Annotated in this window: 12 protein-coding genes, 1 tRNA gene and 1 pseudogene; 5 read left to right on the top strand and 9 right to left on the bottom strand. The window is 63.0% G+C overall.

Translation table 11 applies throughout. The annotated features are described in order from the left end of the window. From NKH19_RS23180 to NKH19_RS23170, 3 genes and pseudogenes are all read left to right on the top strand, one after another. Positions 1–122: pseudogene (locus NKH19_RS23180) on the top strand (thiazole synthase); the annotation flags it as partial. Continuing rightward, on the top strand, positions 119–724 hold the full coding sequence (locus NKH19_RS23175) for a thiamine phosphate synthase (RefSeq protein WP_352869614.1): 606 nt from the start codon (positions 119–121) through the stop codon (positions 722–724). The pseudogene NKH19_RS23180 and the gene NKH19_RS23175, both read left to right, overlap by 4 nt. Further along, the gene (locus NKH19_RS23170) at positions 715–1,476 is read left to right on the top strand and encodes a hydroxymethylpyrimidine/phosphomethylpyrimidine kinase (RefSeq protein ID WP_352869616.1); all 762 of its coding nucleotides are present in this window, start codon (positions 715–717) and stop codon (positions 1,474–1,476) included. Before NKH19_RS23175 ends, NKH19_RS23170 begins: the two co-directional genes overlap by 10 nt. Before the next feature lie 250 nt (positions 1,477–1,726). Here the strand turns inward: NKH19_RS23170 and NKH19_RS23165 are convergent. Both NKH19_RS23165 and NKH19_RS23160 read right to left on the bottom strand, forming a co-directional pair. After that, positions 1,727–1,803, bottom strand: a tRNA-His gene (locus NKH19_RS23165). 380 nt (positions 1,804–2,183) lie between these two features. Beyond that, the gene (locus NKH19_RS23160; protein WP_109670216.1) at positions 2,184–2,642 is read right to left on the bottom strand and encodes a phasin; all 459 of its coding nucleotides are present in this window, start codon (positions 2,640–2,642) and stop codon (positions 2,184–2,186) included. Between the two features lie 247 nt (positions 2,643–2,889). On the opposite strand from NKH19_RS23160, the gene NKH19_RS23155 reads away from it, so the two are divergent. Further along, positions 2,890–6,615, top strand: coding sequence for a PAS domain S-box protein (locus NKH19_RS23155; RefSeq protein ID WP_352982858.1), 3,726 nt, complete (start codon positions 2,890–2,892; stop codon positions 6,613–6,615). A 277-nt stretch (positions 6,616–6,892) separates the two neighbouring features. Here the strand turns inward: NKH19_RS23155 and NKH19_RS23150 are convergent, their stop codons facing one another. Then, positions 6,893–8,851, bottom strand: coding sequence for an acetoacetate--CoA ligase (locus tag NKH19_RS23150; protein WP_352982856.1), 1,959 nt, complete (start codon positions 8,849–8,851; stop codon positions 6,893–6,895). A gap of 216 nt (positions 8,852–9,067) precedes the next feature. On the opposite strand from NKH19_RS23150, the gene NKH19_RS23145 reads away from it, so the two are divergent. Continuing rightward, a complete protein-coding gene (locus NKH19_RS23145; protein ID WP_352982855.1) occupies positions 9,068–10,921 on the top strand; it encodes an AsmA family protein in 1,854 nt (617 codons plus the stop codon). Positions 10,922–10,940: 19 nt separating this feature from the next. Here the strand turns inward: NKH19_RS23145 and NKH19_RS23140 are convergent, their stop codons facing one another. The 6 genes from NKH19_RS23140 to NKH19_RS23115 form a co-directional block, all read right to left on the bottom strand. Then, complete coding sequence (locus NKH19_RS23140) at positions 10,941–11,759, bottom strand: ABC transporter permease (protein WP_352869624.1); 819 nt, start codon at positions 11,757–11,759, stop codon at positions 10,941–10,943. Positions 11,760–11,763: 4 nt separating this feature from the next. Continuing rightward, positions 11,764–12,738, bottom strand: coding sequence for an ABC transporter permease subunit (locus NKH19_RS23135; protein WP_352982853.1), 975 nt, complete (start codon positions 12,736–12,738; stop codon positions 11,764–11,766). Between the two features lie 9 nt (positions 12,739–12,747). Continuing rightward, complete coding sequence (locus NKH19_RS23130; protein WP_352982851.1) at positions 12,748–13,887, bottom strand: ABC transporter ATP-binding protein; 1,140 nt, start codon at positions 13,885–13,887, stop codon at positions 12,748–12,750. An 82-nt stretch (positions 13,888–13,969) separates the two neighbouring features. Further along, entirely contained in the window at positions 13,970–15,067 is a 1,098-nt protein-coding gene (locus NKH19_RS23125) for a polyamine ABC transporter substrate-binding protein (protein ID WP_352882751.1), read from the bottom strand. A gap of 344 nt (positions 15,068–15,411) precedes the next feature. Then, entirely contained in the window at positions 15,412–16,365 is a 954-nt protein-coding gene (locus tag NKH19_RS23120) for a DMT family transporter (protein ID WP_352972300.1), read from the bottom strand. A 136-nt stretch (positions 16,366–16,501) separates the two neighbouring features. Then, positions 16,502–17,944, bottom strand: coding sequence for a helix-turn-helix domain-containing protein (locus tag NKH19_RS23115; protein ID WP_352982848.1), 1,443 nt, complete (start codon positions 17,942–17,944; stop codon positions 16,502–16,504). Positions 17,945–18,022: the final 78 nt, after the last annotated feature.

The raw sequence follows: 18,022 nt of genomic DNA, 5'->3' as shown, positions 1-18,022 counted from the left end.
TGGCGTGTGCGTTCGGCAAGGCGGTCGAGGCCGGTCGTGAAGCTTTCAGCTCCGGAATGCTCGAACCGCGCGACGTCGCCGTGCCATCGACGCCGACCATCGGCAGGGCAGTTTTTTCATGAAGCTCGATCCCTTCTACCTGATCGTCGACAGCGCTGCCTGGATCGAACGGCTGGTGCCGCTCGGCGTCAAGCTGGTGCAGTTGCGCATCAAGAGCATGGATGAAGCCGGGTTGCGCGCGGAGATCCGCAAGGCCAAGGCTTTATGCGCCCAGCACCAATGCCAGTTCATCATCAACGACCACTGGCGCCTGGCAATCGAGGAAGGCTGCGACTTCGTCCATCTCGGCCAGGAGGATTTGCTATCCGCCGACCTCGCGCGGATACGGGCAGCCGGCGTGAAGGTCGGGGTCAGCACGCATGATCATGTCGAACTGGACACGGCCATGGCCGCCATGCCCAACTACGTCGCGCTCGGCCCCATCTATCCCACCGTCCTGAAGCAGATGAAATGGGCGCCGCAAGGGCTCGAGCGGATCAGCGAGTGGAAGCATCGGGTGGCGCCGATCCCATTGGTCGCCATTGGCGGCCTCAACCCCGACCGGCTCGACGGTGTTTTCGAGGCTGGTGCGGACAGCGCGGCAGTGGTCACCGACATCACGTTGAATGCCGATCCCGAAGCGCGCACGCGAGAATGGATCGAAAAGACAAAGCCATGGCGCTGAGGCGAGAACCGCATGTGCTCGTGGTCGGCGGATCAGACTCCAGCGGTGGGGCTGGAATAGCACGCGATATCGAGACGATCTCCTTCATTGGCATGCGCACGTGCCTGGCTGTCACCGCACTAACGGTGCAGACGCACGATGCCGTCATGGAAATCCAACATTCGCAACCTCGCTTGGTGGCCGATCAGATGCGCGCTGCGCTGCGGGCCAACGAGGTGACGGCCATCAAGATCGGCATGCTCGCGACGGCTGAGATCGTCGCTGCCGTTGCCGCCGTGCTACGCGAAAGTCCGCAGGTGCCGATAGTGCTCGATCCTGTGCTGGCGTCCACGTCAGGCCGGCCGCTCCTGGAAGCAGGCGCCATCGCGGTCATGAAGCGTGATCTGATGCCATTTTGCGGTCTGGTCACCCCCAATCTCTTCGAGCTGGCGCTCCTTGTTGGCGCGGAACCGGCGGCGGACGAGAGCGATTCGGTGAGACAGGGACGGAAATTGCTGGCAGCCGGCGCGCAGGCCCTGCTGATCAAGGGGGGCCACGCTGCGGGACCTCGTTCGACCGATATTCTGTTGCGCCGTGATCAAGAACCAATCCGCTTCAACACACCGCGCCTTGCAGGATCGATGCGCGGGACGGGATGCATGCTGGCCAGTGCGATTGCGGCGCATCTGGCGAAGGCGAACTCGCTTGAGGACAGCGTGCGCAAAGGCAAGCTATTTGTGTTCGAGAAGCTTCAGAAGCAAGCAGCCGAATGACAGTGGCTTTATGCCCAAGTTGATGTGCCCGCCTGAGCGGGCGCCCGTCTTTCGATCCTCGGCCTTTGAGTGTTTCATGTGCGCGAAGCAGATCCGCCGATTTGCGCGTGGCGCTCCGCCCTATTTGTAGCGTCCACAATCGCGCGGATCGCCTCCGATCATGGTTTGGCCCGCCCACGTTCGACGAGCTGTTCCAGCGCGCTCGCCTCATCCTCGCAGCCGTAAATCATTGAAATCATTTCATGAATTATGGTACCGTTGGCTGGGATCGAACCAGCGACCTCCGGATCCACAATCCGGCGCTCTAACCATCTGAGCTACAACGGCACGTTTGCCTGAGTGGGATCGAAGCAGAAACTCATCCCACTCGACCGCTCTGTCGTTCGGCGATGCGTCCTTACGGGCTTATGGATTCTAATTCAAGGCTTTTGGAAAGCAAAGATCACTTCCCCACATCGGCACGACATTTGCCTGGCAAAAAGAGGCACAAGGCAAGAACAGGGCGCCAGACAAAGAAAAAGGCCGGCGGGAGGAGGTGCCGGCCTTTTCCTGTTACGAGCCAGCGGGAGGAGGTGCTGGCTGGTCACCCCGGGAGGCAGAGGGAGGAGGTTCCACCCGCCGGGTATTCCTTGATGGTCACCATCATACGGCTGATCTATCTTAAGAAAATGCGACCTTTTGTTGCATCTTCAGATCATGCGTAAATGTTAGGCGACCTTGATTTCCTTCATCGCCTTCTCGAAGGCGGTCTTGATCGGCTTGGAGACGTCCTCGGCCGCCTTGGAGGCGACAGCCTGGAAGTCCTTGGCCTGCTCGACGGTGGTTTCGACGCGCTTGCGCAGGAACGCGGTCTGCAACTCGACGACTTCCGACAGCGACTTGGCGCCGATCAGCGCTTCGAGGTGCGAGAAGCCGGCTTCGGCATTGGCACGCAGGGCGGAAATGGTCTTGAGCGAAAGGTCGCTGGAAACGGTCTTGGCGGTCTCGAAGGTCGACTCCAGAGCCTTCTGGGTCTCCTCGGCGCCGGTCTTCAGCTTGGCATAGGCTTCCTTCGACTGCTCAACGCCCTTTTCGGCGAAGGCGCGCATCTGGTCGGTGGCCTTGGAAGCGTCGAAGCTCGGGAATTCAACGTTTTCGATCGTCTCGGCGGTTTTGGTCCTGGACATTTTCCATCCTTTTCAGCGGCAGCGGCTTTGACGGAAAGCCGTCTCGTTCATGTATGATGGCAATATAAAGGCAAATTTTGTGCATTGCAATATCTTTGTTGCAGTGCACCATAAATTCTTTTGGGCCATTAACCAAGAGCCCAAATTCCAGCCTTTGCACGTTCTGGCTTGTGGACCTTCGCGCCTCCGGCTTTTATTAACAAAGCGTTAACTGCAAATTCGCCGCTCCGTTAGGGTTAGCCAAGGCATGCCGTCCGAATATTCCTTCCTCGACGTCGCCGTGCTCGACGCGGTCCGCCAGCGCTTTGCCGCCGGCGACGCGATCGCGATCCTGTCGGCGGACCTGGAGCAGGTGATCTGGGCCAATGGGCCGGGAGCCGCGATGTTCGGCTATCCCGACATCGAGGCCATCATCGGCGCCTCGACGCAGCTGCCCTTGATCGCCAAGCGCCAGATCATGGCGACCAGCGGATTTCCCGAGATTGGCAGCGACCGCGCCATCATGGTGCGGCTGGCGACCGGCATGACCAGCCGCGCCGTCGGCTTCCTGGCCAGTGCCGTGAGCATGCCGGACGCCGAAAAGGCGATCATGCTGGCCGTGCCGGCGGCGCAGACGGGTTCGCGCAGTGCCGGCGAAATCGCCGCTCGCGCCATCAGCGGGTTTACCGAGGATGGCCATTTCATCGCCTTTGTCGATGCCGCGGGCAACATCGAGGCCGCCTCGGAGGGGTTTTCGGCGCTGGATATCCTGCCGGAGACGCTGGCCGCGCTCGTCGCCGATGTCGCGGCCGAGAGCGACCGCATCGTCAAGCGCCTCGTCCCCGGCGGTGCGACCTCCTATCCGGCGGGGCTGGCAAGACTGACCGAAGAGCGGCATCTGCTGGTGGTGATCGACGAGGACCAGCTCGACGACACGACCGCTGGCGGCGAACACCCGGCGCAAACCATTGCCGGGGCTGCGCCGGCCGGCGACGTCGCCGCATCGCAGCCGCATGAGATCGCCGACGCGACGGCGCAGCCGCCCACGGCAGCCAACAGCGATCAACCGGCAGCCGCGCGCACGCGGGCGCAGCACGACCATTGGTACTTCAATGCCGGCGAGGACGAAGGGCAACGGGCGCCGCGACCAGCCGCGCCCGAACCTCAAGCACCGGCTGAAACGGCCGCCCTGGAATTTCCTGCCCAAGACACGAAACGGGACGATGTCCAGGCCACCTCCGCGCCCGCGACGGTCTCGGCGACAGATCGCATGGCGGCGCCGGTACGCTTCGTCTGGCGCACCGATGCCGAGGGCAAGTTCAGCGCGCTGTCGCCGGAATTCGCCGACATAGTCGGCAAGCCGGCGGCCGACGTGATCGGCCGGCGCTTCAGGGATGTCGCGGCCACCTTCGGTCTCGATCCCTCCGGCGAGATATCAGGACTGCTCGAACGGCGCGACACCTGGTCCGGGCGTTCCGTGCTCTGGCCGGTCGTCGGCACCGGTCTGAAGATACCTGTCGACCTGGCGGCGCTGCCTGTCTATGGCCGCAGCCGCGCCTTCGAAGGTTTCCGCGGCTTCGGCGTCGCGCGCGCCAGTGATGCGGTCGTCGATCCGGAAGCCATCGGCATGGCGCTGGTGCCCAACGGCAAGGCGCCAGCGACGCCGGAACCGCAAGCCGTCGAAGTCGAGCCCGAACAGCCAAAGGCCGAGGATGCTCAGGCATCGGATCCGTTCAAGGGCGAGGTGCCGGCGCTGACTATCGTGCCGAAACCGGAACGGCGCTTTGCCGACAAGGTGATCAGGCTGGCCGAACATCGGCAGCCAGCCAACGACAAGGGTCTGTCGAGTCTGGAACGCAGCGCGTTCCGCGAGATCGGCGAGCGGCTGAAGAAAGACAGCTCCCCGGTCGAGCCGCCAGAGGCCGAGAAGCCCAGCCTTGAAAGCTTCGAGGAAGCGACGACCGAAGCATCTGCTGAACCTTTGGGAAAAGCTGACGTGCCTAAAGCGGAGGCCGAAGGCCCGGTCGAGGCGGCTGGCGAGGTTGCGTCGACGCCCGATGCTGTCCGGCAGGAAGACCCCACGCATGCCGGCGAAATCCCCGCGGCAGAGCCAGAGAACGAAACAGCGCCAGCCGAGCTGTCCGAAACCGATGTCGATGCCGAGGACGAGCGGGATCTGGCGCGGCTTGATGGCGGCCACCCGAACGAAGCGGTTCATGAAGACCCCGCCGAGCCGAATGCGGCGGGCTCATTGCTCGACTATGCCGACCATGATGACGACAGCATGACGTCGGCAGACTTTCGCGATGCCGAGGATAGTGAAGATTGGGCGCAGCCCGACGAGGAAGCCTCGGCGCCTGACGAGCAGGCGGTTGCGTCGGCCGAGGAAACCGCCAGTCCAAGCGACGCCGTTGCGGCACGCGTCGAGCGCCCTCGCCTGCAGGTGCCGCCGCTCAAGGCCGAAGGATTTGTACCGTCGGCGTTTTCGGCCGGAGATGAGCACAAGGCTCCGGACACTTCGCTTCTCGGCAAGCTGCCCGTGCCGCTGCTTATCCATTCCGGCGACCAGTTGCACTATGCAAACGAGGAATTCCTCAATCTGACCGGCTATGAGGCGCTCGACGACCTGGCCGATGCCGGCGGCCTCGGCGCGCTGTTTGCCGATCCCTACGCCCACGACGGCGCTTCCGATGGCACCGATCGCGCGCTTCGGTTGAAGACGCGTGACGGGCAGGAATTCCCGATCGAGGCTATTTTGCGCTCAGTCCCCTGGCGCGACGGCAAGGCGCTGATGCTGGTCGTTCGCCGCTCCGGCGAGGATGACGCACCGGTGAATGCGGTTGGCGACGAGCAGACGCAGCCCGACATTCCCGAGCTAAAGGCGCGAATCGCCGAGATGCGCACCATCATCGACACCGCCACCGACGGCGTCGTGCTGATCGGCCGTGACGGCACCATCCGCTCGATCAGCCGTCCGGCCGAAGCGCTGTTCGGTTTCGACAGCGACGACGTGACCGGCAAGCCGTTCGCCTCGCTGTTTGCGATCGAAAGCCAGCGCGCCGCCCGCGACTATCTCAACGGACTGTCCGAGCCCGGCGTGGCGAGCGTGATGAATGACGGGCGTGAGGTGATCGGGCGCGAGGCGCAGGGGCGCTTCATCCCGCTGTTCATGACCATTGGCCGATTGCCCAACGACAGTGGCTTCTGCGCTGTCGTGCGCGACATCACGCAGTGGAAGCGGGCCGAAGAGGACTTGACGCAAGCGCGTGCGGTGGCCGAGCGCGCGTCCTCGCAGAAGACCGATTTCCTCGCCCGTATCAGCCATGAGATACGCACGCCGCTCAATGCCATCATCGGCTTTTCCGAACTGATGGTCGACGAGAAGTTCGGACCTGTCGCCAATGACCGTTACCGTGACTATCTGCGCGACATCAACCGGTCGGGCAATCATGTGCTCGACCTCGTCAACGACCTGCTCGACATATCGAAGATCGAAGCCGGCCAGCAGGAGATGGCCTACGAGGCGGTGTCGCTCAACGACACGCTGGCCGAGACAGTGGCGATGATGCAGCCGCAAGCCAACCGCGAGCGCGTCATCATCCGCTCCAGCTTCGCTTCGCGGTTGCCGGAAGTGGTGGCCGACCTGCGCAGCGTGCGCCAGATCGCCCTCAACATCCTGTCGAACGCCATCCGCTACACCCAGGCCGGCGGCCAGGTGATCGTCTCGACCGCCTATGAGACATCGGGCGACGTCGTCATGCGGGTGCGCGACACCGGCATCGGCATGAGCCAGGCCGAGATCGAGCAGGCGCTGAAGCCGTTCAAGCAGATCAATGCGCTGAAGCGCGGACGCGGCGACGGCACCGGGCTTGGATTGCCGTTGACCAAGGCGATGGTGGAAGCCAACCGCGCCCGGTTCATCATCAACTCGACACCGGGTGAAGGCACGCTGGTCGAGGTCGCTTTTCCCTCGACCCGTGTACTTGCGGAATAGGCCAGCGCCCCTCCACAGCTCGATCTCGTACCGGCAAAAGAAAAGGCGCCCAAAGGACGCCTTAAGAGATAGGATTGCTGTCACAACGGGGGCTTGAGCGAATTCGGATCCTCCGGGGGCCGAGGAACGGGATTTCTCCCTCAAGTTGAATGCGACTATCGACGCCGGACCTTAACAACTCCTTACCGGCCCGGCGGAAAATTTACGGATGTGTACCACTCATGAAATCTAGGTAAATTCTACCGACATATTTCGGTAACCATGCCGGAGATCGCGATCAGTCCGCCAGTTGCGGCAGGTTCTTGAACAGCTCCAGCGCCTCTGGGTTGGCGAGCGCCTCCTTGTTCTTGATGGCGCGGCCATGCACCACGTCGCGCACAGCAAGCTCGGTGATCTTGCCCGACTTGGTGCGCGGGATGTCGGTGACGGCGACGATCCTGGCCGGCACGTGACGCGGGCTTGCCCCGCCGCGGATTTTTGCCCGTATGCGTTTTTCAAGTTCCTCGTCGAGCTGCACGCCGGCGGCCAGGCGCACGAAAAGGACGACGCGCACGTCGTTGTCGAAGTCCTGGCCGATGCACAGCGCCTCCAGGATCTCCGGCATCTGCTCGACCTGGTTGTAGATCTCCGCCGTGCCGATCCTCACGCCGCCCGGGTTGAGCGTGGCGTCGGAACGGCCATGGATGATCAGGCCGCCATGCTCGGTCCATTCGGCGAAATCGCCATGACACCAGACATTGTCGAAGCGCTCGAAATAGGCCGCCCGGTACTTCTTGCCCTCGGGATCGTTCCAGAAGCCGATCGGCATCGCCGGAAACGCCTTGGTGCAGACCAGCTCGCCCTTTTCCTGCCGGACCGGCCTGCCGTCGTCGTCCCAGACATCGACGGCAAGGCCGAGGCCGGGACCCTGGATCTCGCCGGTCCAGACCGGCTGCGTCGGCACACCGAGCACGAAGCAGGAGACGATGTCGGTGCCGCCGGAGACCGAGGCCAGATGGACGTCTTTCTTGATGCCGTCATAGACGAAGCGGAAATCCTCCGGCGACAGCGGCGAGCCGGTGGAGGAAATCGCCCGCACGCTCGACAGATCATGGCTGCGGATCGGCTTCAGGCCGGCCTTGCGCACGGAATCGATGAACTTGGCCGAGGTGCCGAAGAAGGTCATCTTCTCGGCATCGGCAAAGTCGAACAGCACATTGCCGTCAGGGTAGAAGGGCGAGCCGTCATAGAGCAGCAGCGTGGCACCCGAAGCGAGCCCCGACACGAGCCAGTTCCACATCATCCAGCCGCAGGTGGTGAAGTAGAAGAAGCGGTCGCCCTCGATCAGCCCTGCATGCAGCCGGTGTTCCTTGACATGCTGGATCAGCGTGCCGCCGACCGAATGGACGATGCATTTGGGAATGCCGGTCGTTCCCGACGAGAACAGAATGTAGAGCGGATGCGCGAAAGGCAGCGGCTCGAAGGCAACGGGCTTGCCGGCGAAGGGCGACAGCGCCTCTTCCAGCGCCACCGCCTTGTCTATGGTGCCAGCGACATCGCTCGAAGTGCCTAAATAGTCGACGACCAGGATCTTGCGGACAGTGCCGAGCTTGGCCGCGACCGCGGCGATCTTGTCGGCGACCTCGATCGCCTTGCCGTTGTACCAATAGCCATCGGGCGCGATGAAGACGACAGGCTCGATCTGGCCGAAGCGGTCGAGCACGCCCTGCTCGCCGAAATCGGGAGAGCAGGACGACCAGACCGCGCCGATCGAGGCGGCTGCGAGCATGGCGGCGACGGTCTCCGGCATGTTGGGCATCATCGCGGCAATGCGATCGCCCTTCTTCACCTTGAGCGACAGGAAAAGCTGCTGCAGCCGCGAGGTCAGCGCATGCAACTCGTTCCAGGACAGACGGCGCTCGACCTTGTCCTCGCCGCGAAACACGATCGCCTCACTGGCGCCGGTCTTCTTCAGGAGATTCTCGGCGAAATTCAGTGTGGCCTCGGGGAAGAACGATGCGCCGGGCATCCTGTCGCCGTCGACCAACACAGGCTCTCCCTTGTCGCCGACGATGCCGCAGAAATCCCAAACCAGGCTCCAGAACCCGTCGCGGTCCTCGACCGACCAGCCATGAAGCTGCGAATATGAAGAAAACGCCACGCCGGCTTTCCCAGCGGCGGCCTTCGTGAAAGCGGTCAAGGGTGCTGCATCAATCTGGTCTTGCGTCGGGGTCCAGAGCGGTACTTCGGCAGCCATGATCGTTCCTCCGCGGTCGCCATCGCTTATGCATATCGCAGCGCAGCAGAGCAAGATTTTGTTCGGCCGATGCGGCCAGATGTGCGCAAATGCCATCGCCGGGCCATAAAGACTTGAAATGCGTCAGCCCTAAGTCGTAGTGACGACTGGAAGTCGTGGTAACGATTGGGTTACACCATCGGGCGATTTTGTCGGAATGGAAGCATACGGGGCGATATGCCATCATCTTTGATCCGGCGCGGAATATGGGCGATCGGCGCTGCCGTGATCGTCATCGCGCTGGTGGTTGCTACCCTGCCGCTGATCGCCTCCACTCGTATCGTGCGCGACCGCATCGCTTGGGAAATGAGTGCGTGGAGCGGCTTCCGGGTCGCCATCGAGGGCTCGCCGCGCATCGAGGTCTGGCCGACATTCCGGGCAATCCTGACCGATGTGACGCTGTCGCAATGGACCGACACCGAGGCGCCGCCGGTCGTCGAGGCCGAACGGGTCGAGGTCGACCTTTCCGCCATGGCGGCCTTGCGCGGCGACGTGGTGTTTTCGACGGCGCGGCTGGTGCGGCCGACGATCCGGGTTGAGCGCACGCCGACCGGCCTTTTCCTGCCCGCCATCCCGACCGGCGGGCGCATCACGCGTTCCATCGACGCGGCGCGCGGCGTCGTCAACGCCGACCCCGCCGCGCCGGATCTCGACAAGCTGCCGACCGACACTTTCGGCACGGTGGAGTTTCGCGACGGCCGCATGGTTGCTTCGGTCAATGGTAAGGACGTCGAGATTCTGAGCAGCCTGAGCGGCCAGGCGAGCTGGTCGGCGATGAACAGCAATGCGACGCTGTCGGCGACGGGGATCTGGCGCGGCGAAAGCGTGGCCGTGGACGCCGCCTCGGAGAAGCCGCTGGTGCTGTTTGCCGGCGGCATGGCGCCGCTTACTCTGTCTTTCAAGGCCGCGCCCGCCACCTTCTCTTTCGACGGCACGGCCAGCATGTCCGAAAACAGCTATTTCGACGGTCAGGCGAAGTTTTCGGCGCCCTCGCTGCGCCGCGTGCTGGAATGGTTGCAGTCCGGCATCGCGCCGGGCGCCGCGATCGGCTCGGTCAGCATTTCGAGCAAGGTCACGGCGACGGCCGGGCGCGTCAAATTCGACAACACCGCCATCGCGCTGGACAACAATCCGGGAATGGGAGCGCTGGACCTGTCGCTTGGCGAAGCTCAGCCGGTGATCTCCGGCACACTCGCCTTCGACACGCTCGACCTCAGATCGTTCCTGTCGGCCTTCACGCCGCTGGCGCCGACCGGAGGGGCCGGGCCCAGCGAAATCGACACAAGTTTCGCCGACAAGATCAACCTCGATCTCAGGCTGTCCGCGGCACACGCCACGGCGGGGCCTATCCAGCTCGCCGACGTCGCCGCCACCGCACAGGTCAAGGATGGTCTGTCCGTCTTCGATATCTCCGACGCCTCGGCCTTCGGCGGCAACATCCAGACCAGCCTTCGCTTCGACCGCAAGCCGGAAGGCTCACAGGTCGAAATCCGGCTGCTGGCATCCGATATCGACGGCGGTGCTTTCGCCACGGCGGCGGGGATGACCCGCCTGGTGCCGGTCGGCACGGGGACCGTCTCGGTGATCCTCAAGGGGCCGGGCAGAACCTGGGACTCCATCTTCGACAATGCCGACGGCTCGGTTTCGGCGACCTTCGGACCGGGTGCGTTGAGCAAGCTCAACCTGCCGGCCTTCCTCAAGCATACCGAACAAGGCGGCTTCTTCGCGCTCGACGACGTCTCCGACGGAACGCTGCCGATCGACGGCGCCGAGATCAAGGCCAGCATTTCGAAGGGCGTGGCTCGGCTCGACAAGGCCGAAGCCAATTCGGCGAAATACAAGATCTGGCTGTCCGGGATCGCGTCCTACGCCGGACGCGGACTGGCCCTGTCCGGCGGTGTCATTCAGCAGGACCAGACGGCAACGCAGACCACTGGCCAGCAAGGTTCCAACCAGTCATCGTTTTTTGTCGGCGGAACCTGGAGCACGCCGTTCATTTCCCCGATCAGCCGCGGCGTTTCGGGGGAATAGGCAGCCGCGCTTCCCGTCTTCACCCGCGCTGCGCGGCCTGCTCGTCGAGCTGGCGCTGCACCTCACGCCGCTTGTTGGCAAGCGAGGCGATGATGACGCCGATCGCCACAACGGCGATCAGGATGGTGCAGGCGGCGTTGATCTCCGGCGTCACGCCGAGGCGAACCTGGCTGTAGATCTTCATCGGCAGCGTCGTGGCACCCGGCCCGGAGGTGAAGCTGGCGATCACCAGATCGTCGAGCGAAAGTGTAAAGGCCAGCATCCAGCCCGACACGATCGCCGGCATGATGACCGGCAGCGTGATCTGGAAAAAGGTCTTCACCGGTGTCGCGCCAAGATCCATCGCCGCTTCTTCCAGCGAGCGGTCGAAGGTGACGAGGCGCGACTGCACGACGACGGCGACGAAACACATGGTCAAGGTTATGTGAGCCAGCGTGACGGTCAGAAAGCCGCGGTCGAGACCGACGGCAACGAAGAGCAGCAGCAGCGAGAGGCCGGTGATGACTTCCGGCATGACCAGCGGCGCAAAGACCATGCCGGAGAACAGCACCCTGCCCTTGAAGCGGGTGTAACGGGTCAAGGCGAGTGCCGCCAGCGTGCCGAGCACCGTCGCCACGGTGGCCGAGATCAGGCCAACGCGTGCCGTCACCCAGGTCGCGTCCATGAGGCCCTGGTTGTGGAACAGCGAGACGTACCATTTGGTCGAGAAGCCGCCCCAGACGGTGACCAGCTTGGACTCGTTGAAGGAGAAGACGATGAGCAGCACGATCGGCAAATAGAGAAAGGCAAAGCCAAGCACGATCGAGGTGATGTTGAAGCGGCTCCAGGTGGTGTTCATGAGGTCACCTGTCCATTTCCTGAGCGCGCGCCTGAGCCCGCTGGAAGAGCATGATCGGCACGATCAGCAGCAACAGCAGGATGACGGCGACGGCCGACGATACCGGCCAGTCGCGATTGGCGAAGAACTCGTTCCACAGCGTCTTGCCGATCATCAGCGTCTGCGATCCACCGAGCAGATCGGGAATGACGAACTCACCGACGGCTGGAATGAACACCAGCAGGCAGCCGGCGATGACGCCCGGCAGCGACAGCGGGAAGGTGATCTTCCAGAAAGCGCTGGTTGGCGGACAGCCGAGATCCTTTGCCGCCTCGATCAGGGAATAGTCCATTTTCTCGAGAGCGGAATAGAGCGGCAATACCATGAACGGCAGATAGGAATAGACGATACCGATGAAGATCGCCGTGTAGGTGTTGAGGATGATCAGCGGCTGGTGGATGACCCCGGTGGCGAGCAGCAGCTGATTGAGCAATCCCTCGGGCTTGAGAATGCCTATCCAGGCGTAGACGCGGATCAGGAACGAGGTCCAGAACGGCAGGATCACCAGCATCAGCAAGGTTGGGCGGATCGTCGCTGGCGCGCGTGCCATTCCATAGGCGATCGGATAGCCCACGAGCAATGTCAGGACCGTCGAGATCGCGGCGATGATGACGCTGGTCACATAGGCGTTGAAGTAGAGCGCGTCCTGCGTCAGCCAGGTGTAGTTGTCGAGGCTGAGTTGTTTCAGCTGATCCAGAAATCCGGAAATGCCGCCGCTGAAATCGAGTGCCGGCGTATAGGGTGGAATGGCGATAGCCGTCTGCGACAGCGAAATCTTGAAGACGATGACGAACGGAATGAGGAAGAAGAACAGCAGCCAGACATAGGGGATGATGATGACCAGGCGGCCAACGAAGGCAGCGCCCAACCTGGCGAGGGCGGATTTGCCGGCATTGATTGCCGGAGAGGCTGATGTGGTGGTGACGGTGGCGCTCGACATGGTCGCCCCCTACCGCGTCAGCACGACGCCGGCGTCGGGCCGGAAGGAAACCCAGGCGCGGTCGTTCCAGCTCAATGGATCCTCGGTGATGCGAGCCGCGTTCATGGTGCTCGCGCGCACCACCTGGCCGTCGTCCAGCCTGACGTGATAGACGGTCATGTCACCGAGATAGGCGATGTCGTAGACCTCGCCCTCGATAGCGTTGACGGCCTCGGCCGGCTTTCTCGACGACACCTTGATCTTTTCCGGCCTGATGGCGAAGGTGACGGCCGTCCCGGCACTGGCAGCGCCGGCATTGTCGGTGCGGATGGTGATGCCATTGCCGGCATCGATGCTGGCGGCGCCAGCCTCGCCACGCGCGATCTTGCCCTCGAACATGTTCACATTGCCGACGAAACCGGCGACGAAGCGCGACCCCGGCGCCTCGTAGACTTCGGCCGGCGTTGCCACCTGCATCACCTCGCCCTTGTCGATGATGGCGATGCGATCGGCCATCGTCATCGCCTCTTCCTGGTCGTGGGTAACGACGACGAAGGTCAGGCCGAGGTTCTGCTGCAGGTCCATCAGTTCGAACTGCGTCTCTTCGCGCAGCTTCTTGTCGAGAGCGCCAAGCGGCTCGTCGAGCAGCAGCACTTTCGGCCGCTTGGCGACCGAGCGGGCGAGCGCGACGCGTTGGCGCTGGCCGCCGGACAGCTGGTGCGGCTTGCGCTTGGCGAACTGCTCGAGCTTGACCAGCTTCAGCATCTCGGCGACGCGCGACGCGATCTCGGGCTTCGGCATGCCGTCCTGCTTGAGGCCGAAGGCGATGTTGTTCTCGACCGTCATATGCGGGAACAGCGCATAGGACTGGAACATCATGTTGACCGGCCGGCGATAGGGCGGGATGCCGCGCAGATCCTGGCCATCGAGCAGGATGCGGCCGGCCGTCGGCTCCTCGAAACCGGCGAGCATTCTGAGCAACGTCGACTTTCCGCAACCCGACGCGCCGAGCAGCGCGAAGAACTCGCGCTCGAATATGGTCAGCGACAGTTTGTTGACGGCGGTGAAATCACCGAACTTCTTGGTGACATTGTCGAACTGGATGTATGGCTTGGCGTTCGGGTCGTTCCACGGCGCAAAATCCCTGCGGATGCTGCCAAGCGATTTCATGTCCCACTCCGTGCTGATTCCTGCTTCTTGCCCCAGAAAAGAATGGTCCCGGCAGGTGGCTGCCGGGACCATGTCGGATTGCTTACTGGCCAGTGACGATCTTGGTCCAGGTGCGCGTGATGACGCGCTGGGTCTTGGGATCGTATGGCGAGACCGTGTAGAGCTTCTTTATCGTCTCGGCATCGGGATAAACCGAAGGATCATCCAACAGCGCCTTGTCGACGAATTGCTGCGAAGCCTTGTTGCCGTTTGCGTAGAGCACGTAGTTCGACGACTTGGCGATAACTTCCGGCTTCATCATGTAGTTGATGAACTCGAGCGCCTCGGCGACATGCGGCGCATCGGCGGGGATCGCCATCTGGTCGAACCACATCTGAGCGCCCTCCTTCGGCACGGAATAGCCGATCTCGACGCCCTGCTTGGCCTCGACCGCGCGGTTGCGGGCTTGGAACACGTCACCCGACCAGCCGACCGCCAGGCAGATATCACCGTTGGCGAGGGCGTTGATGTATTCGGAGGAGTGGAACTTTCGGATGTAGGGCCGGACCTTGAGCAAAGTCTCCTCGGCCTTGGCGATATCGTCTGATGACGTGCTGTTCGGGTCGAGGCCGAGATATTTCAACGCCGCCGGGATGATGTCGGCCGGGGAGTCCAGCACGTAGACACCGCAGTCCTTCAATTTGGCCAGGCTGTCCGGATTGAAGAAAACATCCCAGCTGTCGATCTTGTCGGTGCCGAGTGCTGCCTGCACCTTCTTGATGTTGTAGCCGATGCCAACCGTGCCCCACATGTAGTTGACCGAGTATTCGTTGCCGGGATCGTATTTGGCGGTGCGCTCGGTAACCGTGTCCCACATATTGGAGATGTTCGGCAGTTTCGACTTGTCGAGCTTCTGGAACACACCGGCCTGGATCTGGCGCGCGAGGAAATTGCCGCTCGGCACGACGACGTCATAGCCGCTGCCGCCGGCAAGCAGCTTGGTTTCCAGGATTTCGTTGGAATCGAACGTGTCGTAGACGACCTTGATGCCGGTTTCCTTGGTGAAATCGTCGATGATCGAACTGTCGATATAGTCCGACCAATTGAAGACGTTGACGACGCGATCCTCGGCATGACCGCCGACGGTGAAAAGCGTCAGAAATACCGAAGTCGCCGAAAGCCAGAGCGCTTTGCGGATCATGCTATTCTCCTTTGGTGAGTGTTCCTTCGCCGGCTCGTCGCGGTTCCAGCGCGGCCGGGCATTTGTTTCAGGCTATTGAGCTTTCCAAAAGGCGACAAGCGTGAACTGCCAACGCTATGCAGGCAGTTCGATAAGCGGCAGGCGTTGTGTCGTCGCTGGGACTCGTGTGGCGTGCAGATGCCGTCATAGGCTTTCGCCGTGGCGCAGGCAGAGATACGACGATGTGGTCCGGTCTCGATCTGACCGGCAGGGAGACTTGGCAAGATACGCCTGTCTTGTTGTTGCCGTAATCTCAGCCTGCCCGCGCGGCCGCGACATTGTCAATGGCAAAGCTGCGCGCCACATCAATTAGGCGATGGAACTCCGGTGACCCCTGCGCGCTCGGGCCGGGTCTGGCGCTTGAATTCGAGCCCGATATGAACGAGCAGCGCCGTGACAACCACCGCGCCACCGATGATGGTGCGCACCGATGGCACCTCGGAATGGATGAGCCAGACCCATATCGGGCCGAGGATCGGCTCGAACGTGCCGAGCAGTGCTGCTATTGCCGCCGGGATCAGCCGCGCGCCGGTGGCGAAGAAGGCGAGGCCGAGGCCCAGATTGACCACGCCGAAGACAAAGAGAAAGCCCATGTCACCGGTCGACACAGTGAATGTCGATGCCTGCGAGGCGGCAAAGCCGGCCGCAAGCATGGTGCCGAGGCAGGTCGCCGGCGTCATGCGCACGCTGGAAAACCGCCGGGTGATGACGGTGGCGATCGAGAACATCACCGCGATCAACAGCGCCAGCCCGTCGCCTATCGGCGAGACGGCGCCATCAAGCGATTCCGACACCATGATGGCGACGCCGGCGATGACGGCGGCAATCGCCAGCCAGGTCGCGACACCAACCCTTTCACGGAACAACGCCCAGGCAAACAGCGCCGCCAGCAGCGGCACGCCGGCCTGCATCAACAGGATGTTGGCGACGGTGGTGTAGGCAAGTGCCACGACGAACGCCGTCGATGCGGTGGCGAAGCAGACCCCGACGGCAAGGCCGGGCAGACCCATGTCGCGGAACATTTTCAACATGCCGCGCCAGCCGTCGCGCCAGACCATGAAGCAGATCAGGAAAGCCGCTGCCCAGACGGAGCGCCAGAAAATAACCGTCCAGCTGTCGCCGACCGTGATGAAGCGGGCGATGGTGCCGCCGAAACTCCACATCAGCGCCGACAGGAACACCAGCAGGAAGCCGATGCGCTCCTCCCGCTGTGGGACGGTCGAGGAAACAAGGATCGGCGACGATGCGGTGTCGGTCATGGGCGCGACTGTCGGGCTTTTGTGGACGGGACGATGCGCAAGGGACGACGAAAAGATGCTCTGTTCGCGTAACGCAAAAAATGCAGGCCGGGCGTGAGCCAGCGACCGGCGACAATTGTGGCACCCTGCCACGGCGTTACTGGAAGTCGAAGGCACTTAAGCCGGTCACCATCTCGTCGAGGCCGAGCGGACGCGTCACCGGCGGCTCGGCGCGCGCCAGGCAGCCGACGCGCTCGCAAAGCCGGCAGGCGGGCCCGACCGGCGTCGCCGCGACACTGCCGGCCTTTGCGGTGACTGCCGCGCCGGGCAGTGCGGCGCCATAGACGATGTCGTCGCGAAAGCCGATGTCGCAGCCAAGCAGCAGCGCCGTGCGGCGCGGGCGTTCCGAGAACGCGCCTTGCGGTCCTTCCAGCGTGCGGGCGATGCACAGGAACTCGGCGCCGTCGGGCATTTCCACCGCCTCGACGAAGATCTGGCCGGGCTGGGTGAAGGCGACATGCACCGGCAGCTTGGGACAGGCACCGCCGAAGCGGCTTTGCGGAAAGCCCTGGCTGCCGGCCTTGCGGAAGCGGTTGCCGGCATTGTCGACTTCCAGCATGAAAAACGGCACGCCCGAGGCACCCTGCCGCTGCAGCATGGTCAGCCGATTCGCCGCCTGTTCGAAAGAGACACCGAAACGCGAACGCAGGACGTCGATATCGTAGCGGGCGCGCACCGCAGCCGCATGAAAGGCCTGGTAGGGCATCATCAGTGCATGCGCCGCATAGCGGCCGAGTTCGAAGCGAGCGAGCCGGCGAGCCTCGTCGGTGGTCAGCTTGAGCGCCTGGATCTCGCCGGCGACCGCGACCGTCATGCGGATCAGACAGGCCTCCATCGCGACTTCGCGTAACTGGTCGAACGGCGACAACCGCTCGGACAGAAACAGGCGCTGCGAGTGGCGGTCATAACGACGACGCCAGTTCGGCATGGTGGAGACCGGCAGCACCTTGACCACGATGCCGTATTCGCGCTTCAGCCAGGACTTCAGCGCGCCGAACAGATCGTCGCCGGGGTCAAGCACCGAGGTGAACGCCGCGGCCTCCTCCTCGAGGGCTGCGAAATGGTTCGGCCGGCGCTCGAAAACCTCGCGCACCTCGTCTATCGGCAGGCGGGCTCCGGAAAGTGCGGTCGCCCGGCCCTCGCGCGCCAAAAGCTCGTTGAGGTCGGAGAGGCGCTCGGCCTGTTCGCGATAGGCGCGAAACAGCTTTATCACCGCTGCGGACGCGTTTGGCGCCGCCTCGGCAAGCTCGATCAGCTCCTGATCGCCCGGCAACTCGCCGACCAGCAGAGGATCGGTGAACACCTCCTTCAAGGCGGCAACAGACCCCCTTGCCTCGCCCTGCAACTCGTGCGGATCGACCTTGTAGACGGACGCCAATTTGAGGATCAGCTGCACCGTCAGCGGCCGCTGGTTGCGCTCAATCAGGTTGAGATAGGACGGCGAAATGCCGAGGCCCTCGGCCATTGCCGTCTGAGTCAGGCCCTTGGCGTTGCGGATGCGGCGGATGCGCGGTCCGGCAAATATCTTCTGGTCAGCCATCGACTGTCCTTGACAGGAATTTACACAAGTTTCGCGGCAATCTCACTGCGCCGCTCTTTACAATCATGACAAATTTAC

The sequence above is a fragment of the Mesorhizobium sp. M1338 genome (assembly GCF_040318045.1).
Taxonomy (GTDB): domain Bacteria; phylum Pseudomonadota; class Alphaproteobacteria; order Rhizobiales; family Rhizobiaceae; genus Mesorhizobium.
This window is presented reverse-complemented; position numbering and strand designations above follow the sequence as displayed.